Origin of the sequence: Rathayibacter sp. KR2-224 (genome assembly GCF_049446075.1) — a bacterium.
In the GTDB taxonomy this organism is placed as follows: Bacteria; Actinomycetota; Actinomycetes; order Actinomycetales; family Microbacteriaceae; genus Humibacter.
Genome location: NZ_JBMSEB010000002.1, coordinates 368,859 through 395,715, shown reverse-complemented (window position 1 = coordinate 395,715; position 26,857 = coordinate 368,859). Strand labels below are relative to the sequence as shown.

Sequence of the window (26,857 nt, the reverse complement as noted above, 5' to 3'; positions counted from 1 at the left end):
CCGCTGGTTGAGCTTGTCGAAACCAGAGCTGCGACGCCGCTTCACACCATGGTCTCCACGGCCATGCGCACGGTGTCGCCCACGTCCACACCCTCGCGCATGCGGATGGCCTTCTTGATCGCCAGCACAAAGGTGCCGTCAGACTCCGGGAAGATCGATGTCGACCACCTCGATGAGCCGAGCGTCGCCTCCACCTTCACGGAGTTGAACCCCGCTGGCGGGTGCGGTGCGTCGTGGATCTCTTCCGAGATGTCGAGCGGAAGCCGCGCGAACACCCACAACTCTCGGCGGGCATCCCACGGAAACAGCGTCGTCTCGAACTCGTACCTGATGCCGGCCATGCCACCACGCTACGTGGCCCCACCGACGCCGCTGCATGCCTACCGCCGCCCATCTGCCGGTGCCGCCCCGCCGCCGCCCTCCGGTGCCGCAGCCCAACGCCGCCGCCCGGCTGTGCCGCCGCCCAACGCTGCCGCCGCCCCGCCCGGGTGGTTCGACTGCGCCAAGTCTCGGTGATTGCGCCCGCTTACCTGGCGCAATCACAAGAAGCTGGCGCAATTGCACGAGCGGGGCACCTCGGGCGGATGCCGCCGCTCGCCCTCCGCCGCCGACGCCCAACGCCGCCGCCCCGCCGCCGCTCGTCCTCCGCCGCCGCCCTGCCGCGCCGCCCCGCCCGGGTGGGTCCGACTGCGCCAAGTCTCGGTGATTGCGCCCGTCTAACTGGCGCAATCGCAAGAAGGTGGCGCAATTGCACGAGCGGGGCCAGGTGGGGCGGATGCCGCCGCTCGCCCTCCGCTGCCGACGCCCAACGCCGCCGACGCCCAACGCCGCCGCCCTGCTGCGCCGCCCGAGTGGGTCCGACTGCGCCAAGTCTCGCTGATTGCGCCCGCTTACCTGGCGCAATCGCAAGAAGGTGGCGCAGTTGCACGAGCACGTGCGACGGGTGCGCGAGCACGTGCGACGGCTGCGCGAGCACGTGCGACGGTGGGGGACCACGTGGGACCGTAGCGGGGCCACGTCGCATGGGTGCGGCATCCGTGCCTCGGCCGTCAGTCCGCGTAGTGGTCCGCCACCTCGAGCGCCGTGTCGATCACGTCGAGTCCTCGGCGCAACTCCTCTTCGCTGATCACGAGGGGCGGAGCGATGTGCATGCGGTTCATGTGCGTGAACGGCCATACGCCGGCGGCCTTGCATGCCGCAGCGACCTCGTTCATGGACGCGGCATCCGCTCCCGACGCGTTGAACGGCACGAGCGGCTCTCGCGTTTCCCGGTCGCGCACGAGCTCGAGCGCCCAGAACAGGCCGCGTCCGCGAACCTCTCCGAGCGAACGGTGCGTGCTCAACCACTGAGTGATCGTCGGCTCTACGACTCGCGACCCGAGGTCGCGCACCCTCTCCAGGATGCCATCCCGCTCGAACACCTCGAACGTCGCGACCCCCGCGGCGCAGGCCAGCGGATGCCCCGAGTACGTCAGCCCGCCCGGGAACGCTGCGTCGTCGAAGAAGTGCGCGATGGCATCCGAGATCACGACGCCGCCGAGCGGAACGTAACCAGAGTTGATGCCCTTCGCGAAGGTGATGAGGTCGGGGACGACGCCGTAGGCATCCACCGCGAACCACTCGCCGATGCGCCCGAACCCCACCATCACCTCGTCGGCGATGTAGACGATGCCGTGCCGGTCGCACAGTTCACGGACGCCCTGCAGGTACCCGGCCGGCGGCACGAGCACGCCGTTGGTGCCGACGATCGTCTCGATCAGCACGGCGGCGATGGTCTGAGGCCCCTCGAGTGCGATCACCTGCTCGAGGTGCTCGAGAGCGCGTTGCCCCTCCTCCGCGATGGATGTCGCATGGAACGCCGAGCGGTAGGCATACGGCCCGAAGAAGTGAACGACCGAGTCGTCGGCGGGCTCGTTCGGCCAGCGGCGCGGGTCTCCCGTGAGGGCGATGGCCGTCGACGTGTTGCCGTGGTAGGAGCGGTACATCGACAGCACCTTGCGCCGCCCCGTGTACCGGCGGGCCATGCGCACGGCGTTCTCGTTGGCATCCGCTCCGCCGTTTGTGAAGAACACGTGGTTCAGATCGCCGGGGGCGACCTGGGCGATGCGGCGAGCGAGTTCGCCGCGCACGTCATTCGCCATCGACGGCTGGATGGTCGCGAGGCGGCCGGCCTGCTCCTGGATGGCCCGCACGAGATCCGGATGCTGGTGGCCGAGATTGAGGTTCACCAGTTGCGAACTGAAGTCGAGATAGGCGTTGCCGTCGTAGTCCCAGAACGTCGAGCCCTCGCCGGCGGCGACCGGAAGCGGGTCGATCTGCGCCTGCGCGCTCCACGAGTGGAAGACGTACTCGCGGTCGTCGGCCCGCACCTGCTGCTGCTCCGCGGCATCCCCGAACGAGTGCAGGGCGCCCATGCGATCCACGTACCCGGCACGGGTTCCGCTGTTGGTGAGAGTCATGTGCTTGGTCCTTCTGACGATGCTGGTGTTGTGTCGCTGTGCCGGCCCTGCCGCGAGACTTCGTGTACGCGACCAGACTTGCCGCTGTGACCTGAGTCTCGTCGCGTGCGCCAAGTCTCGGTGGATGCTTGCGGGCGGATGTGGGGTGCCGGCCGGCACGGATGCCTAGTGGTTGCCGGGAAACGCCAGCTCCACTTTGGATTGCGGCGGCTGTGCGCTCGCCTGCGGCCAGCGGCTCGTGACCACCTTCGAGCGCGTGTAGAAGTGGAACGACTCGGGACCGTAGATGTGCGAGTCGCCGAAGAGCGAGTTCTTCCAGCCGCCGAACGAGAACGATCCGACCGGAACCGGGATGGGCACGTTGACGCCCACCATGCCCACCTCGATGCGGAACTCGAACTCGCGAGCCGCTCCGCCGTCGCGCGTGAACACTGCCACTCCATTGCCGTACGGGTTCGCGTTGATGAGCTCGATCGCGTCGTCGAGCGTGTCGACCCGCACGACGGACAGCACGGGTCCGAAGATCTCGTCGCGGTATGCCTTCGACTCCAGCGGAACGTTGTCGAGCAGCGTCGCTCCGATGAAGAAGCCGTCGCCGTCGAACTGTTTCTGGGAGCCGTCGACCACGACCGTCGCGCCCTCCGCGGCCGCGCCCGTCACGTAGGAGAGCACCTTCTGCCTGTGCTGGGCCGTGACGAGCGGGCCCATGCCGCTGGCGGCATCCGTTCCGTCGCCGATGACGAGTTCGTCGATGCGCTGCCGGATGGCGGGGATGAGCCGGTCTCCGGCATCGCCGACCGCGACGAGCACGCTGACGGCCATGCACCGCTCGCCTGCCGACCCGTATGCGGCGGAGACCGCGGCGTCCGCGGCCGCGTCGATGTCGGCATCCGGCATGACGACCATGTGGTTCTTGGCTCCGCCGAGTGCCTGAACGCGCTTGCCGTTCGCGGCGGCGCGCTCGTAGATCGACTTGGCGATGGGTGTGGAGCCGACGAAGCTGACGGCGGCGACGTCGGGGCTGTCGAGGAGGGCGTCTACCGCGACCTTGTCGCCGTGCAGCACGTTCAGCACACCGGCGGGCAGCCCGGCCTCGAGGAACAGCTGGGCCAGGAAGACGGACGCCGACGGATCCTTCTCGCTCGGTTTGAGCACGACGGTGTTGCCGCACGCGATGGCGCTAGCCACCATCCACAACGGGACCATCACCGGAAAGTTGAACGGCGTGATGCACCCGACGACGCCGACGGGTTGCTTGACGCTGTGCACGTCGACGCCGCTGGAGATCTGCTCGCTGTAGTCGCCCTTGAGGTGCTGGATGAGTCCGGATGCGTACTCCACGTTCTCCAGGCCCCGCGCGACCTCGCCTGCCGCGTCCGGGAGCACCTTGCCGTGCTCGCTCGTGATGATGGCCGCCAGTTCGTCCCTGCGTTCGGTGAGCAAGTGGCGCATCCGGAACAGGATGTCCGCCCGCTTCGTCAGACTCGTCGCCCGCCATCCGGCAAGCGCGTTCTTCGCTGCGGAGATGGCGGCTGCGGCATCCGCTTCGCTGGCCATGATCACCTGGTGCTGCACGGCCCCGGTCGCCGGATTGAACACCTCGCCGGTGTGCTCGGGCTCGCCGTACTCGGCTCCGTCGACGATGTGGCGGATCAAAGCCATGGCCGGTCCTTTCGATGTTGAACCGCCCGGGTTCGCGCCCGTTCGAGGGGGTGCGGGGGTGCGTCCGTTCGGCTGTGCGAGCGTGCGGCGCCCATGCATCAGGTGCGCATTCTCGGCGCATCCGGACGAATCGACCGTTCCAGGCAGTAGTGTTGGTGCTCCCATGGTCACAGAGATGTCGGTGAGATAGCGGTGCCAGAACGTCACGGCTTCGTGGAGGCCCGCACAGATCGTCCGAGCGGGGATTCGGATGCCGGGTCAGGCATCCAGCCGCCGCCTCCGGCCGAGCTGGATCGTACGGCGAAGCGCCAGGCGGTGTCGCGCCAGGCGGTACTGCCCACTATCCGCGAGGTGCTCCGCCTCGAAGAGGTCGTCATGGCCGTGCCCGAGGTGCTGACGGGCGAGGATGCGCTCGACCGGCCGGTTCGCTGGGTGCACGTCAGTGAGACCGCCGACGTGACGCACCTCGTGAAGGGTGGCGAGCTCATCCTCTCCACCGGTGTTGGGTGGCCGACGGATGCCGCGGCGCAGCGCGACTTCGCGACTCGCCTCGTCGACGCCGGCATCGTGGGCGTCGTGCTGGAACTCGGGCACCGCTTCGCTGAGCCGCCCACGCCGTTCACCGACGCGGCGAGACGGCTCGACCTGCCCTTCGTCGTGCTGCACCGTGAGGCTCGGTTCGTGGCGATCACCGAGGCCGTGCACTCCAGGGTGATCGCGGACCAGATGGCGGCGCTTCGGGCCAGGGACGAGATCCACGCCCTCTTCACCCAGCTCAGCCTGCGCGGCAGCCCCGCCGACTACATCGTGGCGCAGGTGGCCAGAGTGCTCGGGTCGCCCGCCGTGCTCGAAGACCTGACGCATCGCGTCATCGCGGTGGAGGCGATGGGCGACGACACCCGTGTGCTGCGCGATTGGGAATCGCGGTCGCGGCAGGCGCACGACCGCGCAGCGGATGCCGTCGCCCGCGGCGTGCTGCAGGGTCCGGATGACTGGACCATCGTTCCCGTCGAGGCACGGGGCATCCGCTGGGGATACCTCATCGCCCTCTCCGGGCGGCAGCACCTGGCGGGACGCACGAACGTACTGGAGCAGGCGGCCATCGCCCTGGCGCTCGGCCGCCTCGCGGATCGAGGCGATGAGTGGACCCGCACGAGCCACGAGCGCATCGTCGCCTCGCTGCTCGGAAGGAGGTTCGCCGGCGAATCCTCCTTCGCCGACCGTCTGGAAGCGAGCGGCGTCCCGGTCGCGGGCCGAACACTCGTCGGCATGGCAACGCGCGTTCGTGGCAGCGCGAAGGGAGCCGTGGCGGCGGCATCCGCGGTGCGCGAACTCGGCGTTCCTGCGATCACGGCCGCGCATCCGTCGGCCGACTCGGGCGCGAGCGTCGTGATCGCGTCGCTGCCAGGCCGCGGCAGACTCACCGAGCAGGTGCTGCTTGCCTTCGCCGGCGCCCTTGCCACGGCCGCCGATGCGACGCCGGCGGATGTGACGGTTGCCGTCGGTGCGGATGCCGACGGTGTACCCGGCCTGCTGGCATCCGTCGAGCAGGCGACCGAGCTGCTCGCGCCGCGCGACGACCACAAGCGCCGGGGTCCGCTCATCGTTCGGGTCGACGACCGTCCATTGCTGCGGCTGCTGAACTCGTTCGGCAACGATCCGCGCCTGCAGGCGCACAGCGAACGAATGCTCGCGCCGCTCATCGAGCACGACCTGCGTCGCGGAGGCGACCTGCTCGACGTGCTCACCGCCTATCTCGCCTACCCCGGCAACCGCACGAGGGCCGCGACCGCCAGCCACCTGTCGCGTTCGGTGTTCTACCAGCGCATCGCGCTCATCGAGGACCTGCTTGGCGTCTCGCTCGACGACGGCGAAGTGGTGAGCGCCCTGCACGCCGCGCTGCTCGCGCGCCGCACGCGGCACTGAGCCCGGCGGGGCTGCGCTGCTCGCCGGCCGCGCGCGGAGCGGCCGAGCTCAGCGCCGGGTGCCCCCGCGCCGCGTCACGATGCCGTTGAGCAGCACGACCGCGAGGGCGACGACGAAGACGATCGTTCCGAAGCACAGCACCTGGGGCGGCAGGCCGACCTTGGCAGCGCCGTACACGAACAGGGGGAACGTGACGGTCGGCCCCGCAACGAAGCTCGTGATGACGTAGTCGTCGATCGACATGGCCAGCGCGAGTGCGGCGCCGGCGAGCATCCCGGGCAGCAGCAGCGGGAAGGTCACTTTCCGGAATGCGGTGAGCGGCGGCGCGCCGAGGTCACCCGCGGCCTCTTCCAACACCTTGCCCATGCCCGACAGCCTGGCCCGGATGACCACGACGACGTACGCGATGCAGAACGTGACGTGCACGAGAAGGATGGTCAGGTATCCGAGCGGAACACCCGACGACAGGAAGAACGACAGCGACGCGGCGCCCACCACGATCGACGGGGCGGCGATGTCGGCGAACACCACGGCACTCAAGGGCCCGCGCAACAGGAAGCGGTGGCGCTCCAGTGCCATCGCGAGGGGCACGCCGATCGCGATGGAGATGATCGCGGACAGCACGGCGATCTCGATCGACACCAGGAACGACTGCCCGAGCCCGCTCACCTGCGTCAGGTTCTGGTACCAGTACGTCGTGAACCCGTGCCACTGGAACGTGATGCGGTTCGTCGGCGTGTTGTTGAAGCTGTAGACGATCATCACCAGGATCGGCACGAGTGTGATGCCGATGACCACCCAGTAGATGGTGGGAAGCAGCGGTCGCTTCCGGTCCCTGCGCTCGCCGATGGGCTCCCGCACGGGGCGGGCCGTGGTGACGACATCCGTCGCGGGTGCGTTCACGGCGGTCATACCAGGTCCTCGATGTTGTCGGTTCCGGCGATGCGGGCGTAGGCGAAGAGGATGATGCCCAGCACGATCATGAGCACGGTCGAGAGGGCGGCCGCCACGTTGTACTGCTGGTTGGTGAGGTAGGCATCCTGGATCGCCTGGCCGATCACGTACGTGTGTGTTCCGCCCAGCAGCGAAGCGTTCACCGGGTCGCCCGCGCAGTCGATGAACACGAGCAGCACGCCCGCGAAGATGCCGGAGCGCGTCAGCGGCAGGATCGTGCGCGTGAAAGTATTCGTCTTGTTGCCGTAGAGGTCAGCGGATGCCTCGATCAAGCGAGGATCGATGCGCTCGAGCGCTACGTAGATGGGCAGCACCATGAACGCGAGATCGTTGTACGCGAGTCCGCCGATCACCGCCGCGTTGGTGCCGAGGATGTGGAAGCCCTTGCCTGCCAGGTGCAGGTCGCGCAGCACCGTGAGCACCGGGCCCTGATCCGAGAGCACGAACGCCCACATGTCGGTGCGGATGACGAACGACACGAAGAAGCTCAGCATCACGAGCAGCAGCAGCGCGTTCTTCCACCGCGGGGAGACCCGGAACGCGATGAAGTAGGCGAGCGGAAAGCCGACGACGATCGTGATGATCGTGGCGGCTGCGGCGTAGAGCAGGCCGCGGAGCAGGAACGTGAGGTAGGGCACATCCGAGTTCACGAAGATGTCGGAGTAGACGCTCCAGTTCCAGGTGAACGTGTAGCCGTCCTGCGGATTACCGGTCATGAGCGACACGGCGAGTCCGGATACGAGCGGGATGACGAACAGGATGAGCAGCCACGCCGTGCCGACCAGCCCGAGCAGATAGGGGGTCGAGTGCCGCAGCAGGCTGCGACGCAGACGGCCGTCCTGGCGTTCGAGCGGCGCCTGCTCGCCAGGGACGCTGGCCCGGGCGAGCGTGGGAGTGACGGCGCTCACGACTGGATCACAGGATTGAACACCTTGTTCCACTCCTCGTACTCGTCGTAGTTCTTGAACACGCGGAACTCGTGCGACTTCTCGTCGACAGAGGGGTCGGGGAACACGAGCGGGCTGTTCGCCACTTTCGGGTCGCCCAGCTCGTTCAGGATGTAGTCCTTCGCATCGGGCACGGGGCACACGTAGTTCACCCAGTCCTCGACCATGCCCGCGATCTCGGGCGTGTAGTAGAAGTCCATCCACTTCAGGGCGGAGATGGGATTCTGCGCCTGCATCGGGATCATCATGTTGTCGTGCCAGATCATCTGGCCCTCTTCGGGGATGACGAACTTCAGGTGTTTATTGCCGCCCGCGATCGCCTGGAACACGTCGCCCGACCACGCCTGCGAAACCCAGGTGTCGCCGTTGGAGAGCCGGTCGATGTAGCTCTGGTCGTAGTAGCCGGCGACGTTGGGCTGCTGCTTGCGCAACCAGTCGGCGGCCCTGCGCCAGTCGGCGGGCGTCGACTGCGTGGGGTCCACGCCGATGGCGAGCAGTGCCGCGCTACCGAGCTCGGTGTTGTCGCTCATCATGCCGACGTGGCCCTTGAACGCCGGATCCATGAGGTCTTTGAAGCTCGTGATGGGACGGTCGACGAGCTTGGAGTTGTAGGCAAGGCCCGTGAACCCGGTCTGCCACACCACCGAGTGCTTGTTGCCCGGGTCGTAGGGCGGGTTGCGCACGTTCTTGGCGGCGTATTTGGCGAAGTTCGGCAGCCGGGAGTGGTCGAGCTGCATGACGAAGCCGTTGCTGATCATCTCGGTCAGCTCCCAGCCGTTCGTCATCACGACGAGGTCGTAGCCGGTCGCCTCGTGGGCGCGCAGCTGCGGTGCCACTGTCGCGTAGAACGGCGCGTTGTTCTGGATGACCTGCTGGTAGTTGACGCTGATGCCCGTGGCCTTGGTGAACTTCTCGAGCGATGGGAACTTGCCCTTGTCCTGGTCGATGTAGAGCGGCCAGTTCGCGAAGTCGAGGTGCCCGGTCGTCTTCTGCTTCGACCAGAACGCCGCCCAGTCGACGTGCTGCTGGGCCTGGCTCGACACGGAGCCCTGGATGCTGCACCCGGCCAGGGTGGACCCGAGCGCCGCAACGCCCACCCCTGCCAGCACGCCCTTTAGCATGCCGCGCCGTGAGATGCGCGCCTCGGTGAGGCCGCGCCAGAGCGCTGGATCCGCCGAGGGAGGCGTCACGATGCCCCTCCGGATGCCGACGAGCCTGCAGCAGCGGACCCTGCAGCAGCGGAGCCCGCGGCGGGCGAGGCGGCCGGCGAAGGCGCGAGCAGGAACGCGTGGTCGGCATCCCAGGTGAGCACGACCTGTTCGCCAGGACGAGCTCGGGACGAGTCGGCCAGGTTCTGCGCGAACGCCTTGAGGGTTCCGCCCCACGGCGTGGAGACCTCGTATTCGGTGCTGGCGCCGAGGTACGTGGCGGTCACAACCGTGCCGAGCACGGTGTTTGGTTGAGAGGCGACCGCATGCGTTCCGCCGGCGAGCGCGCTCGGCGCGGCGTAGGCATCCGCTCTGGTCACCACGAGCTTCTCGGGCCGGATGCCCACGCGCGCTCCTTCGGGCAACCGGCCGTCCGCGCCTCTCACCACGAGAGGGGTGCCGTCGGGCAGGCGCAGCGACGCGCCGTCTGCGCCGGCGGTCGACGCGTCGGGAGTGATCACGTTGCACGTGCCGAGGAACTCCGCGACGAACTGCGTGGCCGGGCGGTCGTACACGCGGTCGGGCGTTCCGATGTCTTCGGTGCGCCCGGCGTTCATCACCGCGAGACGGTCGGCCATCGACATGGCCTCGTTCTGGTCGTGCGTGACGTAGAGGAACGTGATGCCGACCTCACGCTGGATGCGCTTGAGCTCCAGCTGCATGGTCTTGCGGATCTTGGCATCGAGCGCACCCATCGGCTCGTCGAGCAGCAGCACCTTCGGCTCGTTGACGAGGGCGCGGGCGAGCGCGACGCGCTGCTGCTGGCCGCCGGAGAGCTGAAGCGGGCGGCGCTTGCCGAAGCCGGCGAGCCCAACCATCTCGAGGTTGCGCTCCACCTTCTCGCGCAACTGCGAAGTCGGCACCTTGCGTCGGCGCAGCCCGAAGGCGACGTTGTCGAACACGGTCAGGTGCGGGAAGAGCGCGTAGGACTGGAACACCGTGTTCACGTCGCGCTTGTAGGGCGGCAGCATCGTGACGTCGCGTCCGTCGAGGTAGATGTGGCCGAGGCTGGGCAGCTCGAACCCGCCGACCATGCGCAATGTGGTCGTCTTGCCGCAGCCCGACGGCCCGAGCAGTGCGAAGAACTCGCCCTTGGCCAGCTGCAGGTCGATGTCGTCCACCGCGATCGCGTCGCCGAACCGTTTCGTGACGTGCCGGATGGAGATGGCGGGTTCACCCGTTGCGGTGGATGCTCCGTGCAGCGCGGATGCCGCGCCCTCGCTCGCCAGGGTCGTCATTGTTCTCCTTCGAAACGCGCCGACCGGGCGGCGCGTCGCCGATGCTGTCGCTCCCGTGCAGAGCTGGATGCGACCACTCTCGGTCAGCTCGGACGATTTGTGTCATTCTGCCAAGCCCAGTGTGACCCACCGAGGGATTTCGGTCGCGAAAAGGCATCCTCTTCGGCCATTTCGTCCGGTGCGCGGGATGCGCATGCCCGGTGCGTGACGACGGTGTTACGTCGGGCGCCCTACGCGGCGATGACGGCCGAGGCGCCGAGGCGCACGCCCTGCGCATCGAGCGCGACCACCTGCACGTGAGCCGCAGCGTCGATGGCTGTGGTGGTCTCGAAGCCGTTCTTCGGAACGGTGGCCACGGCGGCCAGCGAGTCCTCGGACGCTCCGGAAAGCACCTGCCACGAGGCCACTCGGGTTGCACCATTCCAGCTGGCGTAGACGTGCAACCGGCCGGATGCGTCGACGACAGCTGCGACGTCGGGATCCGCCTGCGGCTGCCCCACCCAGATGCTCTTGGCCACCCGATAGCAGGTGTCACCTAGCCCGGATGCCTCCCACACGGCCGTACCGTCTGACGTGAACTCGGTCGCGTACGGCTGAGTACCCCATCCCACGAGCACGTTGCCGTTCTGCAGGAGCTGCGTCGAACCCATGGCGTAGCCCACGTGGTTCTTGTCCGCGTACTCCTGCTTCAGCCGCGCCGTCTTGGCTGCCTCGTCGACGGTCAGCACGAGGCCGCGAGACGTGCCCTTCGACGTGTTCACGTGGTTGTCGAACATGCTGATCTCCGTGGCGGACTGCCTGCGGGCATCGTGCTGCCAGGCGAATGCCGCCGACTGGTCCACCGTGAAGTCGCTCTTCTTGCCGCCAAGCCGCCAGCGGATCTCGCCGGTCTTGCGGTCGAGTGAGTACACGGTGTGGGTGTGCCTCGCGGAGAGCAGCAGCGTGTCGGCAGTATCGGCCGAGATCGCATTGAGGTGGTACGGGTCGTAGGCCGAGGGTGCGGAGCCGCCGTCGGTGCCGAGGGGTTGGTAGCTCTCGCCCAGCGGGATGTGATCGCTCGCACGCCAGTCGAGGAGCAGTTCGTTCGTCGACACGTCGATCTCCTGGATATGGCAGTCGAACATCCAGCCGTCTGCAGATCCGCCGATCGACGTGAGGTCGGCGCGCACCGGCGGGTACGCCGTGATGAGAGCCGTGCCGGCATCGGTGAGCTCGAACTCGTGCAGGTCCGCCTGCAGCCCGCCGCGAGCGTACACGTGCGCGATCGGGCGATACGAGGCATCCAGGATCACTCCGTGGCCTTGACCGTTCCCGTACTGCGACGTGCCCGTCCAATAGGTGAGCACGGATTGCCCCTCGTACCGCTGCACCCGGAAGTCGGTTCCGGCTCCGCCGCCGGGGTGAGACCAGATGAGCGTTCCGTCTACGTCGTAGATGGCCGGCGAGAACTCGTCGGTCTGCGGTGTCGAGAAGACATAGCCATCCGCCAGTGCGGCTCCGCTCGGGCGCCAGATGCTGAGCTTCGGTGCGGTGACCATGGTGCTGGTGAAGCGCTGGAGCGTGTACGCGGGAGCGCTGCTCGTGCCCGACGAGGCGGTCGACGAACTGGCGATGGCGTTCGCGGTTCCGATTCCGGCGAAGGCGCCGGCGATACCGAGAGCGAGTCCGCCGCCACCGAACAGCACTTCACGTCGACGGATGCCCCTTCGCCGCTTCGCCTGCCCGCCCCCCTGGTCCGGAAGGTCGACCTCGACGGGTAGGCGGTCGCTACTCGAGTCGGTCGCGGGCTTTGGGTGTTCGGGCAGGGCGGGGGTCATGGCCATGACGGTAGGACCTGTGAATAGGTACAGGCCATGGCCCGACTGTGTCGCGGCTAGGTCGCCTTGGCCCTGCGTCGGACACTCCTCCGGGATCCCGACCTGCACGTGGCTGACCTGCCGCTGCGAGTCAGCGGGGAGTTGCCTGGGGCAGGTGCCGCAGGCATCCCCGCTCCAGCACCCGCACAGCAACACCGGCGAAAGTAGATGCGTGGAGTTGGCCGTCGACATCGTGCTCGCGCTGGCCGCGATCGTCGCCATCGCCGCAGGGTGGCGCCGCGGAGCGCTCGTGACTGCGCTGTCGATGGTTGGCCTCATCGCGGGCCTATGGATCGGGCTGCTTCTTGCTCCGCTCGTCGTCGCCTGGGTGATGCCGCAGGGCCACGGCAGCGTCATCGCCCGCACAGTGCTGGCCGCGGTGGTGGTGCTCCTCTGCGGTTCGGCTCTCTACGGTGTGGCGACCAGCCTCGGCGCAGTGTTGCGCGGGCGCATCGGTCGTCGTGGCGCCCTGAACCGCATCGACGCGGTGGGCGGAGCCGTCGTCGGCGTCGTCGCATGGGGGGCCGTCGTCTGGCTGCTGGCGGGGTTCGCGCAGTCGTCGTCGATCTACCCGGCTTCGCAACTGGCATCCGCTTCGCGCATCGTCACGATGCTCGATGACATCGCTCCGGTTCCGCCGTCCACGGCCCTCGGAGCCCTCGACGACGCGCTCGCCGGCGCGGGCCTGCCCGAAGTGTTCTCCGGCAACGAGACCATTCCCGACACGGCAGCGCCCGACCCCACGATTCCGGCGGCAGTGCGGGCCGAGTCGCAGAGCGTGGTCAAGGTGGAAGCCGTGCAGTCCAGCTGCTCGATGGCATCCAGCGGCAGCGGCTGGGTGGAGGGCCAGGGCATCGTCGTGACCAACGCGCACGTGGTGGCCGGCTCGTCGTCCGTCGAGGTCGTGACGCAGGACGACCGCGGATACGACGCATCCGTCGTCGCCTTCGATCCGGAACGCGATGTGGCCGTGCTGCGGGTGCCCGACCTGTCGGCTCCCGTGTTGCACATGGGGTCCACGCTGAAAGCGGGAGACCCTGCCGTCGTGGCCGGCTTCCCCGGCGGAGGTCCGTACACGCTGGATTCTGCACGGGTGCGTGGCGAACTGACCGCAGCCGGCACAGACATCTACCAGCACAACACCGTGGTGCGTGACGTGTATTCGCTGCGGGCCGTGGTGCGCGCGGGCAACTCGGGCGGTCCGCTGTTCGACGACGCGGGTGACGTCGTCGGCATGGTCTTCGCGAGGTCGACGACGGATGCCGACACCGGCTATGCGCTCACCCTCGACGAGGTGCGCCCCGTGCTCGCCGGTGCGAGCCCAGCGCCCGTGGCCACCGGAGTCTGCACCTCGGAGTAAGCGGTACACCGCTCGGTCTACCCGCGCTCGCGGGCACCGCGACGACCATTCGCTGAACACTCAGTGAACTCGATGAACGCCCGATGAACCGGCCCGAATCCGGTGCCAGCATGACATCGGTTCGGGGCCGTTCTGGTTCCGCCCGTGCGCCGATGGCAACCGCTCTCGCCTGACCAGGCCAAGCGGATGCCCCGCCAGGCGCGAGAACGATGGTCACGGCGAAGGCGGATCGGTGCAGCGAGCTACGAAGTACGGGGCACTGGCGCTTGCGCTCGCCGCCGTCGTGGCCGCGGGCGTCGTCGGCACGCTCCTGACGCGACAGAACCTGCAGAGCAGCCGCGGGCATCCGGATGCCTACACGGTGGCCGTCGGCATCTCCGGCTGCGGAACGGGTTGGTCGCACGCCACTTCAGGCACCCAGACGTTCGACGTGAAGAACACGTCCATTGCGGGCATGGAGGTATACCTGCAGTCCGCAGAGGGCGGCAAGGTCTACCTCGACCTGGAATCCCTCGGCGCCGGATCCACCACACGCGGCACCGCTGTGCTTGCCGCGGGGCGCTATCGCTTCGTCTGCCTGCCGGCCGACGCCGATCCCATCGCAGGACCCGTCGTTGCCGTATCGGGTGCCACGCGAGTGGCGAACGCGACGCCCGGCATCCGGCCAGTGACCCAGAACGACCTCATTCCCGCGGCGAAGCAGTACGGCGCGTGGATCGAGAGCCGGCTCCCGGTGCTGCAGACGGATGTCGACGCGCTCGCCGCAGACGTGGCATCCGGCGACCTCGACAAGGCTCGCGGCGACTGGCTCACCGCGCACCTCGAGTACGAGTCGCTCGGCGCGGCATACGGCGCCTTCGGCGATGCCGACACCGCCATCAACGGGATGCCCGCCTCCGGCCGCACCGCACTCGACGACTCCGGACTGACCGGGTTCCACAAGGTCGAGGCGCTGCTGTGGTCCGGAGCGAGCGCGGCAGAGGTCGAGCCGTTCACAATGCGCCTCGCCGCGGATGTCGCCGACCTGCGCACGAACTTCCCGAACGCGCGCATCGACCCCCTCGACATCGGCCTGCGCGCCCACGAGATCCTGGAGAACGCCATGCAGTTCGAACTCACCGGCACGACGGATGCCGGCAGCCACACCACGCTCGCCATAGTCGACGCCAACCTCGCGGGCACGGTGGAGGCGCTCGAGCCGCTGCGGGGCATCCTTGCGTCGCGGTACCCCGAGCTGAGCCAGACGGATGCCTCGATCGCCTCCGCGAGACAGCTCGTCGAGTCCTATCGCGCCGCAGACGGCACCTGGACGCCGCTGCAGAGCCTCACGACGGCGCAGCGCGAGCACCTCGACGCGAGGATCGACGCCGCAGTCGAACTGCTCGCGCCCATCGCGGCGATCTGCGACGTACGGAGGGCCGCCTCGTGACGCGTGGGCAGCCGGAGCGAGCGGAGCGCCCGCACCCTGAGCCAGCCGAACGTCCGCCGAGTACCACCGGCGCCACACGGCGGGGATTCCTGCACGGGCTGGTCGGCGCCGGCATCGCCGCGCCGCTGGCTGCCGTGGCCGCTGCGCCCGCGGCCGCATCTGCGGCGACGAGCACCTCCGCTGCGGCCGCTGCCTCCTACCCGTTCCACGGCGCGCACCAGGCGGGCATCCTCACCCCGGCGCAGCGCAACGCAACGTTCGCATCCTTCGACCTGACGGCATCCGGCCGGCAAGAGCTGACCGATCTCATGAAGACGCTCACGGATCGTGCCAGATTCCTCACGTCCGGCGGAACGCCGGACGACGTCGGCATCACGGCTCCGCCGCCCGACTCAGGTGTGCTCGGACCGGATGTGCCGGCGGACGGCCTCACCGTGACCGTGTCGCTCGGGGCATCCGTCTTCGACGAGCGATACGGGCTTGCCGCGCTCAAGCCGCACCGATTGCGCGTGATGGAGGACTTTCCGAACGATGCCCTCGACCGCGCCACGTGCGACGGCGACGTGCTGATGCAGCTGTGCGCCCATAACCCGGACACCGTGACGCACGCACTGCGCGACATCGCCAGAGCCACCCGGGGCGCCATGCAGCTGCGTTGGCGCAAAGACGGCTTCACGTCACCGCCGCGCCCGTCGGGCACGCCGCGAAACCTCATGGGCTTCAGAGACGGAACGTCCGCGCCGGCCCTCGCGGCGGCATCCGCTCCCGACCGGCTCGTTTGGGCCCACGCCGGTGCGGGCGAGCCCGGCTGGGTGGAGGGCGGCTCGTACCAGGTGGTGCGCGTCATCCGCATGCTCGTCGAGTTCTGGGACCGCGTCTCGCTGCACGAGCAGGAGAACATCATCGGCCGCCGACGAGACTCCGGTGCTCCCCTCACGGGCACCCACGAGCACGACGATCCGCACTACGAAACGGATCCGACGGGCGACGTGATCCAGATGGATGCCCACATCCGGCTCGCGAACAACCGCTCGCCCGAGCAGGCGAAGCAGCAGATGCACCGTCGTCCCTACAACTACGACTCGGGCATCGATACGAACGGAAACCTCGACACCGGCCTCATCTTCGCCTGCTTCAACCAGGACCTCGAGCGCCAGTTCGTCACCGTGCAGAAGCGACTCGCGAACGAGCCGCTCACGGACTACATCTCGCCGACCGGCGGCGGCTACTTCTTCGCGCTGCCGGGCGTTCGCGACAAAGCCGACTGGTTCGCCAGCGGGCTGCTGGCCTGATCGCACGTGACGCGATCCGGCGGGCAGCACACCTTCACGACGAAAGGAAAACGAATGCCTACGGTGTTCGGGCGGCGCTCTCTGCGCGTCGCAGCCATCCCGGTCGCGCTTGCCGCGATCGTGACGACGGCGGCCCTCGCGGCTCCGGCGTCCGCCAACCAGCCGGACTTCTCCGGCATCACCAAGACGCCCATCAAGCACCTCGTCGTGCTGTTCGACGAGAACATCTCGTTCGACCACTACTTCGGCACCTACCCGAACGCGACCAACACCGACGGCACGCCGTTCACGGCGGCACCCGGAACTCCGACGGCGAACACGATGCAGAGCGCCGGACTCATCGCATCCAACCCCAACGCGTACGCGCCGCAGCGGCTCACCCCCGCCCAGGCGGTCACGTGCGACCAGAACCACGGCTACGGCGCCGAGCAGAAGGCCGAGAACAACGGCGCGATGGACAAGTTCGTGGAGAACACGAGCAAAGACACCTGCACCGGCATGTACGGCAGCCCCGGCCTCGCCATGGACTACTACGACGGCAACACGGTGACCGCGGAGTGGAACTACGCGCAGAACTATGGAATGAGCGACAACGCGTGGGACACGGTCTTCGGCCCGTCGACCCCCGGGGCACTGAACCTCGTCTCTGGGCAGACGCACGGCGTGACCTCCATCGACCCGAAGACCGGCAAGCAGACGGCGACCCCGGATGCCTACACGGTCGTCTCGCCCGACGCGAACGGGGTCGGCACGGTGATCAACGACCCAGACCCTGCGTACGACGACTGCGCAGACAACAACCACACGTCGACCAACGCACTGGCCTCGCTCTCGGGCAAGAACGTCGGTGACCTGCTCAACGCGAAGAACGTGACGTGGGGCTGGTTCCAGGGCGGCTTCGCGCCGACCACGAAGTGGAACGGCACAGACGGCTACGCGGTTTGCGGTGCGAAGTCCACGAACGTGGCGGGTGCGGCATCCGTCGACTACTCGCCGCACCACAACCCGTTCGCGTACTACAAGTCCACGTCGAATCCGCACCACCTCGCCCCGTCGAGTGACGCCGCCATCGGTCACACCGACCAGGCGAACCACCAGTACGACCTCTCGGCGTTCGACACGGTGCTCAAGCAGAACAACCTGCCTGCCGTGTCGTTCCTGAAGGCGGCTGAGGCGCAGGATGGCCACGCCGGTTACTCCGACCCGCTCGACGAGCAGAAGTTCCTGGTGAACGAGATCAACGCCATCCAGCAGTCGCCGGAGTGGCCGAACACGGCGATCGTCATCAACTACGACGACTCGGACGGCTGGTACGACCACGTCGCACCGACCATCCTGAACGGCTCGAAGGATGCCTCGAACGACTCCGCGATCTGCTCCACCTCGTCCGCACCCGCGGCCGGTGGCTACGCGGACCGTTGCGGTCCGAGCCAGCGCCTGCCGTTCCTGGTGATCTCGCCGTTCTCGAAGCAGAACTACATCGATCACGCCGCGATCGAGCAGACGTCGATCACGAAGTTCATCGAGGACAACTGGTCGACGGGACGCATCGGCGACGCGTCGTTCGACGAGCGCGCAGGCTCCCTCGACGGGTTCTTCGACTTCAAGCACCCTCAGCAGCGTGCCGTGCTGCTGGCCGACAACGGTTCGGTCGCCAAGGTGGTGCCCGTGCAAGTGAAGCCCGGCAACGGCGGCAACTCCGGTGACGGGGGCAACGGACATGGCAACGGGAATGGCAATGGCCACACGTCGCCAGGCCAGGCGATCGCGGATGCCATCAAGTGGGTGCTCGACCAGCTCAGCTCCCTGTTGAAGCACCTGTTCTGACCCACACTGCTGGTTGAGTAGCGTCGCGAAGCGCCGCGTATCGAAACCGCCCACGCGAGTGCCTGGCAAGGTTTCGATACGCGGCTTCGCCGCTACTCAACCGCCGGTGGGCACTCGCGGGGTCACCGCTGGATGAGTAGTCGGTGAAGCCGGCGTATCGAAACCACGCCAACCGCCGGGGGCTTCCCAATTGGACCCGGAGCGCGCTCCGACCGCAATCATGGAGCCATGAAGACCTTCACACTTCCGAACACCTCCATCGAGGCGAGCAACGTCATCCTCGGCCTCATGCGCATCCGTGACCTCGAGGACGAGCAGATCCGCACCCTCGTGGCTTCGGCCCGCGATGCCGGCATCAACTTCTTCGATCACGCCGACATCTACGGCGGCGACCACGCTTGCGAGCGCCGCTTCGGCGATGTGGTGCGGTTCACCGGGGCCGAACGTGAGCAGGTCTACATCCAGTCCAAGGTGGGCATCCGTGACGGCTTCTGGGATTTCTCCAGGGAGCACATCCTCGAGTCCGTCGACGAATCTCTCGCAGCGTTGCGCACCGACTACCTCGACGTGCTCCTGCTGCACCGCCCCGACACACTCATGGAGCCGGACGCGATCGCGGATGCCTTCAGCACCCTTCACGACGCCGGCAAGGTGCGCTACTTCGGTGTCTCGAACCAGACGCCCGGCCAGACAGAACTGCTCAAGCGCTCCGTCAAGCAGCCGCTCATTGCGAACCAGGTGCAGCTGAGCATTACGCACGCGAACCTCATCGCGCAGGGCATCGCTGCCAACATGAAGGGCCTCGACCAGTCGATCGACAGGGATAACGGCATCCTCGACTACGCCCGCCTCAACAACATCACGCTGCAGGCGTGGTCGCCGTTCCAAAAGGGGTTCTTCGACGGCGTGTTCCTCGGCGACCGCGAGAATTACGCCGAGCTCAATGACGCCGTCGACGAGATCGCCGCCGCCCACGGCGTGACTCCCATCGCCGTCGCCGTCGGCTGGATCACGCGGCACCCGGCGAACATGCAGGTCGTGCTCGGCACGACGAACGCGCAGCGCGTGACGGATGCCGCGGCCGGCTCCGACCTGCCCCTCACCCGGCAGGAGTGGTACCGCCTCTTCACCGCCGCCGGCCACACCCTCCCGTAGCCGCGGACACCGCCGGTTCGATACGCGGCTTCGCCGCTACTCAATCGCGATCCCACCGGAATTCAGGACATGTGCGCAGCCGTCCACGTAGTCGCCGAGGATCGGCGTATGTCCTGAAAAGCGCCGGCGACGGCGGGCTGGGGACTGAAGCCCCTGCGGTAGAGGCTTCCGCAGGGGCTGCCAGCCGGTCCGGGCGAGGACTGGGCCGGTGTGGCTGCTCGCGCCAGCCGTTTTCAGGACACCGGCCGAGCCGTCCACATAGTCGCCGCGGGTCGGCCTATGTCCTGAATTGCGGCCGGTTGGTGCGGGCGCTCCGACACCGCCGCTCCGACACCGCCGCTCCGACACCGCTGGTTGGGTAGCGCGCGTCAGCTCCGCGTATCGAAACCAGCCGCCGAGGGTGGATGCCAACCCTTGCGTGAGCCTGGCAGGCGTCGTACTCTGTCGGTCGGTTCGAATCGATTCGAGCCACGGACGTCCACGCCCCACCTCGCGAACCCCCACCCCGTCAAACGCAGAGGAGAACCATGCGCATCACCGTGTGGAACGAGAACTTCCACGAGACGACTCAGCCTGATATCGCAGCGATCTATCCGAACGGCATCCACGCCGCGATAGCGGATGGCCTGGCTGCCCGGTTGCCGGATGCGAGCATCCGCACGGCCACGCTCCAGCAGCCGCAGCACGGACTGGACGCGCAGACACTCGACACGACCGACGTGCTCCTGTGGTGGGGGCACATGAAGCACGACGAGGTCGACGACGAGGTCGTCGACCGGGTGCAGCAGCGCGTGCTGGCAGGCATGGGTCTGATCGTGCTGCACTCCGGACACTTCTCCAAGATCTTCAAGCGGCTCATGGGCACGACGTGCTCGTTGAAGTGGCGCAATGAGGCCGAACGCGAGCTGGTGTGGACGGTCAACCCGTCGCATCCGATCGCGGAGGGCGTTCCTTCGCCGCTCGTGATCGGTGAGCAGGAGATGTACGGCGAGTACTTCGACGTTCCGACTCCGGACGAACTCGTTTTCGTGAGTTCGTTCTCCGGCGGTGAGGTGTTTCGGTCGGGCATCACCTACCGCCGCGGCCTCGGCAAGGTCTTCTACTTCAGCCCTGGCGACCAGGAGTACCCGGTGTTCTTCCACGAGGACGTGCGCGACGTTCTGGCAAACGCCGTGCGCTGGGCCGCGCCGCCGCGGGGCGTGACGCAGGTGCCCGAGGTGGCGAACCCGCCTCGCGACTGGTTCGCGCAGGCATCCGAGGCAGAGGAGGCTCGCGCGTGAGCACGCTGAAGGTCGGGGTCGTCGGGGCCGGATGGGCCGGGCAGCAGCACCTGAAGGGTTACGCCGCTCTCGACGGGGTGGAGATCGCGGCGCTGGCTGCCATGGAAACCGACCAGGTCGTCGCACTGCAGGCCGAGTACGACATTCCGTCCACGTTCCAGCGCTGGGAGGACATGCTCGCGTCCGTGCAGCTGGACGCCATCAGCATCGCGACGCCCACGTTCCTGCACGCGCCGGTGTCGATCGCGGCGCTTGCACGCGGCATCCATGTGTTGACCGAGAAGCCGATCGCGGCGGGTGTCGACGACGCGAGGCGCATGGTCGAGGCGGCGCGGGCATCCGGCAGGGTGCTGCAGGTGGTGTTCAACCACAGGCTGCGGGGAGACATCGCCGAGCTGAGCCGCATCATCTCGAGCGGTGAACTCGGCACGCCGTATGTGGCGAAGGCCGGATGGCTGCGCCGCGCGGGCATTCCGGCATCCGGCTGGTTCGCGAAGAAGGAGCTCTCCGGCGGCGGCCCGCTGCTCGACCTCGGCGTTCACGTCATCGACTACGCGCTGCACCTGCTCGGCGAGCCGGAGGTGGCGACCGTATCTGCATCGACCTACGCGGAGCTCGGCGCGAAGGTGCTCGAGGGATTCGACGTCGAAGACATCGCCATCGCCTTCGTGCGGCTGAAGAACGGCGTCACGCTCACCCTCGAGACCAGCTGGGACAGCTTCTCCCGCCACGACAACGTCTACTGGATGACCGTGTACGGCACCGAAGGCGGCGCCGAACTGCGCGTGGTCGACTATGAGACGAGCGAGTTCACGGTGTTCCGCAACGAGGCAGGCGCGGTCGCCGACTACGAGGCGACGCCGGGCGAGAACGGCGGACACGACCAGGTGGTGGCGGAGTTCATCGAGGCGATCCGCGGCGGCGCGTCCGAGTGGGTCAAGCACGACGGGTCGCTCGGGCTGCGGCGCGCCGAACTCATCGACGCGTGCTACCGCTCGGCGGAGTCCGGGCACGAGGTGGCGCTGGGCTAGTCCAGCCGAGCGCCCGGTTCGGGCCGTATCGAAGAGGCCGGAACTCAGGCCTCGCGGAGCAACTCGAACACGAGCGGCGGCGGGCTGATCACGGTCTTGTACCAGGTCCACGACTGGCCGGCGGTCTGCTCTATCGCGATCCAGCTCTGCTGCGCGGCGGGCAGACCGTTCATGGCGACCGTGAGCGTCTGTTTGCCGGTGATCGTGCGGTTGCCCAGACCGGTGGCGCTCTGGGCACCGTACTGGGTGACCGAGAAGGTGCATGGTGCACCGGCGTCCAGGTAGAAAGTGACCAGGTAGGGCCGCACGGTCGTGGCGCCGTAGGCATCCGGCTCGAAATGCACCGACACCGCAGGATTGCGGGACGGGTTCGCAGATCTGTCGAAGTTCGCGTACGGTGACGCCGCATCCGTCTGCACGATGGTCGCCTGGATGAGCGTGGTGTTGGTGCGGCCGAGGCCGACGGGGTGGGTGACCGACAGTGTGTCGATCGGTGACGGGAAGAAGGCGGACGGGCCAGCCCAGACGACCTTGGTCAGATCCTCAACGGTGAGGTCCTTTTCGAAGGACGAGAAGTCGACCCTATGGGTGGCCGCTATGCCCTCGAAGGGCTGCGGCGTCTCATGGGACATGCGCTCAGAGTAGTTCCGAAAGGTGCGGCCGACCAGCGATTTCTGTGCCGTCCGTGACCCCGTGCATAAGATGGTTCGGTGATCGAACCATCTGTGGACCGACCGGATGCCAGGTCAGCGGTTCACGCGCTGACCCGCGCGTCGCGCATCCTCGAGCGGTCGTTGACCGGCCTGAGTCTCGCCGACTTCCGGGTGCTCTCGGCCGTGGCGGAGGGGGAGGCGCGGGCATCCCGTCTTGCTCATCGCCTCGCCCTGGGCAAACCCGCGATCAGCTCGACGGTCGAGTCGTTGGTGCGTCGCGGACTGCTGCGCCGCGAAGCGCACGACGCCGACCTGCGGGCGACACAGCTCGTGCTGACCGAGGAGGGCGCTGCAGCTCGGGTCGACGCGGAGTCAGCGCTGGTCTCGGTGGTGGTCGCGTTGGTCTCGGACACGACGGATCCCGCCGCCACGCTCGCCGCGCTCGCGGCGCTCGAACCGGCCATAGAGCGGCGGCAGCAGGCGGTGGCCGCAACGAGGGTCGCGGCGCAGAGCCGCACGATGCCGGCCGTGCGGGAAGGAGCGCTGTGACGCGGGAGACAACGGAGGCGCGCACGCCCGATGCGCCGAGCGGCACCGAAGATCACCGGCCAACGGGCGAGCGCGAACCCGGATGGCTCCGCAGGCTCGGCCACTACCTGTGGCGGCACCGGCTGAACGTCACGATCGCCGTCGGCGCCGCCATTCTCGGCTCCGCGTGTCAGGTCGCGACGCCGCTCATCGCCAGGCAGATCGTGGACGGCGTCATCGTCGACAAGAATGCTCCGCTGCTGCCTTGGCTGGCTCTGCTCATCGCGCTCGCTCTGATCGCCTTCGGGTTCGCCTATCTGCGGCGGTACCGAGGCGGACGCGTCGCCCTCGACGTGCAGAACGACCTGCGCAACGAGATGCACGACAAGCTGCAACGACTGGATGCCGCCACCCTCGACACGATGCCGACCGGTCAGCTCGTCGCGCGCGCCAACTCCGACTCCGCACTCGTGCAGGGACTCCTCAACTTCCTGCCGCTTGTCACGGGCAACGTCATCATGATGGTGCTGTCGCTGGTCGTGATGTTCGTGCTGTCGCCGCTGCTGGCGCTCATCAGCCTCGCGGTCGTGCCCGCGCTGCTCGTCGTCAGCTACCGCATGCGCCGCCGCGTCTTCCCGGCCACCTGGGACGGCCAGCAGAAGGAGGGCGAGCTCGCGGAGATCGTCGACGAGGATGTCGGCGGAGTGCGCGTCGTGAAAGCCTTCGGACAGGAGCGCCGCGAGCTGGAGCGGCTCACCCGATCGGCCTCAGCACTGTACGGGTCGCAGATGCGCGCCGTGCGCATCCAGTCGCGGTATCAGCCGCTTCTGGAGGCGGTCCCCGTGCTGGGCCAGGTCGGGATCCTGGCGCTCGGCGGATGGCTGGCGCTGAGCGGCAACATCACGCTCGGCACGTTCCTGGCGTTCTCCAGCTACATCGCGCAGCTGATGGCGCCTGCCAGGCAGCTGGCCGGCATCCTCACCATCGGGCAGATGGCTCGTACCGGCCTCGAGCGCATCTTCCAGCTGCTGGATATGACGCCGACCATCCAGGATGCTCCCGGCTCGATCGAACTGCCCGCCCGGCCGGGCGCGATCGAATTCCGCAACGTCACCTTCGGCTACGACGCGCGGACGCCCGTGCTGCGCGACTTCTCCCTGACGGTGCAGCCGGGGGAGCGCGTCGCCCTCGTGGGTGCGAGCGGCAGCGGAAAGTCGACCGTGGGTCGCCTGCTCGTGCGCTACTACGACCCCGACTCCGGCGGGGTGACGGTCGGCGGAACGGATGTGCGCGGCATCCGTCTCGGCTCACTGCGTCAGAGCGTGGGCATGGCGTTCGAAGACGCCTTTCTGTTCTCCGAGTCGGTGCGCGACAACATCGCATACGGGGCACCGGATGCCGGCGACGACCAGATCGAGACGGCAGCTCGGGCCGCCCAGGCTCACGAGTTCATCATGCAACTGCCGCGGGGCTACGACACCGTCGTCGGCGAACGCGGGCTCAGCCTCTCCGGCGGGCAGCGGCAGCGCATCGCACTCGCGAGGGCGATTCTGCGCGACCCGGCCATCCTGGTGCTCGACGACGCCACGAGCGCGATCGATGCACGCACGGAGCAGGTGATCCACGACGCGCTTCGCACCGTAATGGAGGGCCGCACCGTTCTGCTCGTCGCCCATAGGCACTCCACGCTGCACCTTGCCGACCGGATCGTCGTGCTCGAGCACGGACGCATCGTCGACCAGGGCACGCACGATGAGCTGATCGATCGCAGCCGCACGTACCGCGCCCTGTTCGGAGCAACGGATGCCGCCCGTCGCGGCGACATCGACGCGCTCGCGGGGGTCCCCTTCACCGCCGGTCGAGTACCGCCCCACGAAGAGGGACGCGTATCGAGAGCAGACGATCCGGAAACACCGGGTTTCGATACGCGGGCGGCTGACGCCGCGCGCTACTCAACCGGCGGTGAGTCTGTGCCGGCGGCTGGGGCCGTGCGCGAACCTACCGGCGGTGAGTCGGTGCAGGCGGCTGGGGTGGTGCGCGCACCTACCGGCGCTGAGCAAAAGCGCGCCAGCGCCCCTCGCGCCGCCGCGGCTGCCGGCCTAGGCATGGGGCTGGGCGGGGGAGGCATGCACGGAATGAGCGCGGGCCTCGCCCCGACTCCGGCGCTCCTGGCCAGGGTCGCCGCACTGCCGCCCGTAAGGGATTTCCCAGAGATCGATCTCGACACCGAGTCACGTCACCAGCGCGATTTCACGCTCGGCAAGGTGCTGCGGGAGTTCCGGCGTCCGCTCGCGCTGGCGCTGGTGTTCGTCGTGGTCGACGCCGTCATAGGCCTGCTCGGACCGGCTGTCGTCAAGACCGGCATCGACGACGGCGTGACCACGGGAGTTGCAGCCGTGCTGTTCGGGGCATCCGCTCTTTACCTCGTGATCACGATCATCGACCTGTTCAACGGCATGGCGGAGTCGCTGATCACGGGTCGCGCGGCGCAGCGCATCATGCTGTCGTTGCGCATCCGCGTCTTCGCCCAGCTGCAGCGCCTGTCGCTCGACTACTACGAGCGCGAAATGGCCGGTCGCATCATGACGCGCATGACGACGGACATCGACCAGTTCGAATCCCTGCTACAGAACGGACTGCTCGGGGCGCTCGTCGCATTCGTCACCTTCATCGGGGTCGGCATTGCCCTCGTCATCGTGGATGCGCCGCTCGGCCTGGCCGTGCTGACCATCGTGATCCCGCTCGCCGCGGCCACCGTGTGGTTCCGGCGTCGCTCGTCCCGGCTGTACGACCTGTCGCGCGAGCGCATCGCCATCGTCAATGCGGCGTTCCAGGAGAGCCTGTCGGGCGTGCGCGAGTCGCAGGCGTTCACGCACGAGGAGGCGACCATGCGTCGTTTCCACGGGCACGGCAACGCCTACCTGCGCTCCCGGGTCGCGGCGCAGCGCCTCGTGGCGATCTACTTCCCGTTCGTGCAGTTCCTCTCCGCCATCGCCGACGCCATAGTGCTCGGGCTAGGAGCCGCGCTCATCGCGCAGGGGCAGCTCACTGCCGGTGCGCTGATCGCGTTCCTGCTGTACATCGACATGTTCTTCTCGCCCATTCAGCAGCTCTCCCAGGTGTTCGACGCCTGGCAGCAGACCAGGGTGTCGGTGTCGCGCATCTCCGATCTGATGAAGCTGGAGACGCTCACTCCGCAGCCCGAGCATCCGGTCGCAGTCGGCGATCTCGATGGTGACGTCGCGCTCGACGATGTGCACTTCGCCTATCCGACGGGTGCGGTTTCGAGGGAGGTGCGCGGACCGAGGGATGCCCGCGAGCCCCTCTCGCGGGACGCCACCGCGGCACGGCCGGCCGAGGCGCTCGCCGGCGTAGCGCTCGGCATCCGCCCGGGTGAGACCGTCGCGCTCGTCGGCGAGACCGGCGCAGGAAAGTCGACGGTCATGAAGCTCATCGCGCGGTTCTACGATCCGGACCGGGGTGCAGTGCTCGCCGACGGCGCCGACCTACGCACACTCGATCTCGGCGGATTCAGGCGCAACCTCGGTTACGTGCCTCAGGAATCGTTCCTCTTCACCGGCACAGTGGCCGACAACATCGCATACGGGCGCCCGGATGCCACCGCCTCAGAGATCGAGACCGCCGCCCGTGCCGTCGGCGCGCACGACATGATCGAGGCGCTTCCGTTCGGCTACGACACGGAGATCTCCGAGCGCGGCAAGTCGCTCTCGTCCGGACAACGTCAGCTGATCGCGCTCGCGCGCGCCGACCTCGTGCAGCCGTCGATCCTGCTGCTCGACGAGGCGACGAGCAACCTCGACCTCGCTACCGAGTCCCGTGTGACGGATGCCATGCACCGCCTCGCCCGCGACCGGACGACCGTGCTCATCGCCCACCGTCTGCAGACGGCGATGGGAGCGCACCGCATCGTCATGCTCGATCACGGCAGGGTCATCGAGGTGGGAACGCACGAGGAACTCCTCGAGCGCGACGGGGCGTACGCGGCGATGTGGCGGGCGTTCGAGCTCGCGACCACGTGAGCGGTACGGCCC

The 26,857-nt window shown here is 68.0% G+C and carries 19 protein-coding genes; 10 read left to right on the top strand and 9 right to left on the bottom strand.

Going from position 1 to position 26,857, the window contains the following annotated elements; translation table 11 throughout:
• Positions 1-41: 41 nt before the first annotated feature.
• From ACO2Q7_RS14240 to ACO2Q7_RS14230, 3 genes are all read right to left on the bottom strand, one after another.
• Complete coding sequence (locus ACO2Q7_RS14240; protein WP_423356360.1) at positions 42-341, bottom strand: DUF1905 domain-containing protein; 300 nt, start codon at positions 339-341, stop codon at positions 42-44.
• A gap of 708 nt (positions 342-1,049) precedes the next feature.
• Entirely contained in the window at positions 1,050-2,414 is a 1,365-nt protein-coding gene (locus tag ACO2Q7_RS14235; protein ID WP_423356512.1) for an aspartate aminotransferase family protein, read from the bottom strand.
• A gap of 210 nt (positions 2,415-2,624) precedes the next feature.
• Positions 2,625-4,121 (bottom strand): CoA-acylating methylmalonate-semialdehyde dehydrogenase, encoded by a 1,497-nt coding sequence (locus ACO2Q7_RS14230; RefSeq protein ID WP_423356359.1) that lies wholly within the window; start codon positions 4,119-4,121, stop codon positions 2,625-2,627.
• A gap of 192 nt (positions 4,122-4,313) precedes the next feature.
• On the opposite strand from ACO2Q7_RS14230, the gene ACO2Q7_RS14225 reads away from it, so the two are divergent.
• Positions 4,314-6,047: a PucR family transcriptional regulator gene (locus tag ACO2Q7_RS14225; protein WP_423356358.1), complete on the top strand. Its 1,734-nt coding sequence runs from the start codon at positions 4,314-4,316 to the stop codon at positions 6,045-6,047.
• A 48-nt stretch (positions 6,048-6,095) separates the two neighbouring features.
• Here the strand turns inward: ACO2Q7_RS14225 and ACO2Q7_RS14220 are convergent, their stop codons facing one another.
• The 5 genes from ACO2Q7_RS14220 to ACO2Q7_RS14200 form a co-directional block, all read right to left on the bottom strand.
• Positions 6,096-6,959, bottom strand: coding sequence for an ABC transporter permease (locus tag ACO2Q7_RS14220; RefSeq protein ID WP_423356357.1), 864 nt, complete (start codon positions 6,957-6,959; stop codon positions 6,096-6,098).
• Positions 6,956-7,909 (bottom strand): ABC transporter permease, encoded by a 954-nt coding sequence (locus ACO2Q7_RS14215; RefSeq protein WP_423356356.1) that lies wholly within the window; start codon positions 7,907-7,909, stop codon positions 6,956-6,958. Before ACO2Q7_RS14215 ends, ACO2Q7_RS14220 begins: the two co-directional genes overlap by 4 nt.
• A complete protein-coding gene (locus ACO2Q7_RS14210) occupies positions 7,906-9,138 on the bottom strand; it encodes an extracellular solute-binding protein (protein WP_423356355.1) in 1,233 nt (410 codons plus the stop codon). The genes ACO2Q7_RS14215 and ACO2Q7_RS14210 overlap by 4 nt, the downstream gene beginning before the upstream one ends.
• Positions 9,135-10,394 carry an ABC transporter ATP-binding protein gene (locus tag ACO2Q7_RS14205; protein ID WP_423356354.1) on the bottom strand — a complete coding sequence of 420 codons (1,260 nt, stop codon included), beginning with the start codon at positions 10,392-10,394 and terminating at the stop codon, positions 9,135-9,137. Before ACO2Q7_RS14205 ends, ACO2Q7_RS14210 begins: the two co-directional genes overlap by 4 nt.
• A gap of 230 nt (positions 10,395-10,624) precedes the next feature.
• Positions 10,625-12,211 (bottom strand): arylsulfotransferase family protein, encoded by a 1,587-nt coding sequence (locus tag ACO2Q7_RS14200; protein WP_423356353.1) that lies wholly within the window; start codon positions 12,209-12,211, stop codon positions 10,625-10,627.
• Positions 12,212-12,422: 211 nt separating this feature from the next.
• Here ACO2Q7_RS14200 and ACO2Q7_RS14195 point away from each other — a divergent pair, with 211 nt between their 5' ends.
• The 7 genes from ACO2Q7_RS14195 to ACO2Q7_RS14165 all read left to right on the top strand — a co-directional run bounded on the left by ACO2Q7_RS14195 (position 12,423) and on the right by ACO2Q7_RS14165 (position 21,624).
• Positions 12,423-13,610: a MarP family serine protease gene (locus tag ACO2Q7_RS14195; protein WP_423356352.1), complete on the top strand. Its 1,188-nt coding sequence runs from the start codon at positions 12,423-12,425 to the stop codon at positions 13,608-13,610.
• Positions 13,611-13,842: 232 nt separating this feature from the next.
• Positions 13,843-15,039: an imelysin family protein gene (locus ACO2Q7_RS14190; RefSeq protein WP_423356351.1), complete on the top strand. Its 1,197-nt coding sequence runs from the start codon at positions 13,843-13,845 to the stop codon at positions 15,037-15,039.
• Positions 15,036-16,331 carry an iron uptake transporter deferrochelatase/peroxidase subunit gene (gene efeB / locus ACO2Q7_RS14185; RefSeq protein ID WP_423356350.1) on the top strand — a complete coding sequence of 432 codons (1,296 nt, stop codon included), beginning with the start codon at positions 15,036-15,038 and terminating at the stop codon, positions 16,329-16,331. Before ACO2Q7_RS14190 ends, efeB begins: the two co-directional genes overlap by 4 nt.
• 54 nt (positions 16,332-16,385) lie before the next feature.
• Positions 16,386-18,158 (top strand): phospholipase C, encoded by a 1,773-nt coding sequence (locus ACO2Q7_RS14180; RefSeq protein ID WP_423356349.1) that lies wholly within the window; start codon positions 16,386-16,388, stop codon positions 18,156-18,158.
• Positions 18,159-18,386: 228 nt separating this feature from the next.
• Positions 18,387-19,313: an aldo/keto reductase gene (locus tag ACO2Q7_RS14175; RefSeq protein WP_423356348.1), complete on the top strand. Its 927-nt coding sequence runs from the start codon at positions 18,387-18,389 to the stop codon at positions 19,311-19,313.
• 527 nt (positions 19,314-19,840) lie between these two features.
• Complete coding sequence (locus ACO2Q7_RS14170) at positions 19,841-20,593, top strand: ThuA domain-containing protein (protein WP_423356347.1); 753 nt, start codon at positions 19,841-19,843, stop codon at positions 20,591-20,593.
• Positions 20,590-21,624, top strand: a complete 1,035-nt coding sequence (locus tag ACO2Q7_RS14165) for a Gfo/Idh/MocA family protein (protein WP_423356346.1) — start codon at positions 20,590-20,592, stop codon at positions 21,622-21,624. The genes ACO2Q7_RS14170 and ACO2Q7_RS14165 overlap by 4 nt, the downstream gene beginning before the upstream one ends.
• Before the next feature lie 44 nt (positions 21,625-21,668).
• Here the strand turns inward: ACO2Q7_RS14165 and ACO2Q7_RS14160 are convergent, their stop codons facing one another.
• On the bottom strand, positions 21,669-22,256 hold the full coding sequence (locus tag ACO2Q7_RS14160) for a hypothetical protein (RefSeq protein ID WP_423356345.1): 588 nt from the start codon (positions 22,254-22,256) through the stop codon (positions 21,669-21,671).
• 78 nt (positions 22,257-22,334) lie between these two features.
• On the opposite strand from ACO2Q7_RS14160, the gene ACO2Q7_RS14155 reads away from it, so the two are divergent.
• On the top strand, positions 22,335-22,826 hold the full coding sequence (locus tag ACO2Q7_RS14155; protein ID WP_423356344.1) for a MarR family winged helix-turn-helix transcriptional regulator: 492 nt from the start codon (positions 22,335-22,337) through the stop codon (positions 22,824-22,826).
• Positions 22,823-26,845 carry an ABC transporter ATP-binding protein gene (locus tag ACO2Q7_RS14150; protein WP_423356343.1) on the top strand — a complete coding sequence of 1,341 codons (4,023 nt, stop codon included), beginning with the start codon at positions 22,823-22,825 and terminating at the stop codon, positions 26,843-26,845. Before ACO2Q7_RS14155 ends, ACO2Q7_RS14150 begins: the two co-directional genes overlap by 4 nt.
• Positions 26,846-26,857 lie beyond the last annotated feature (12 nt).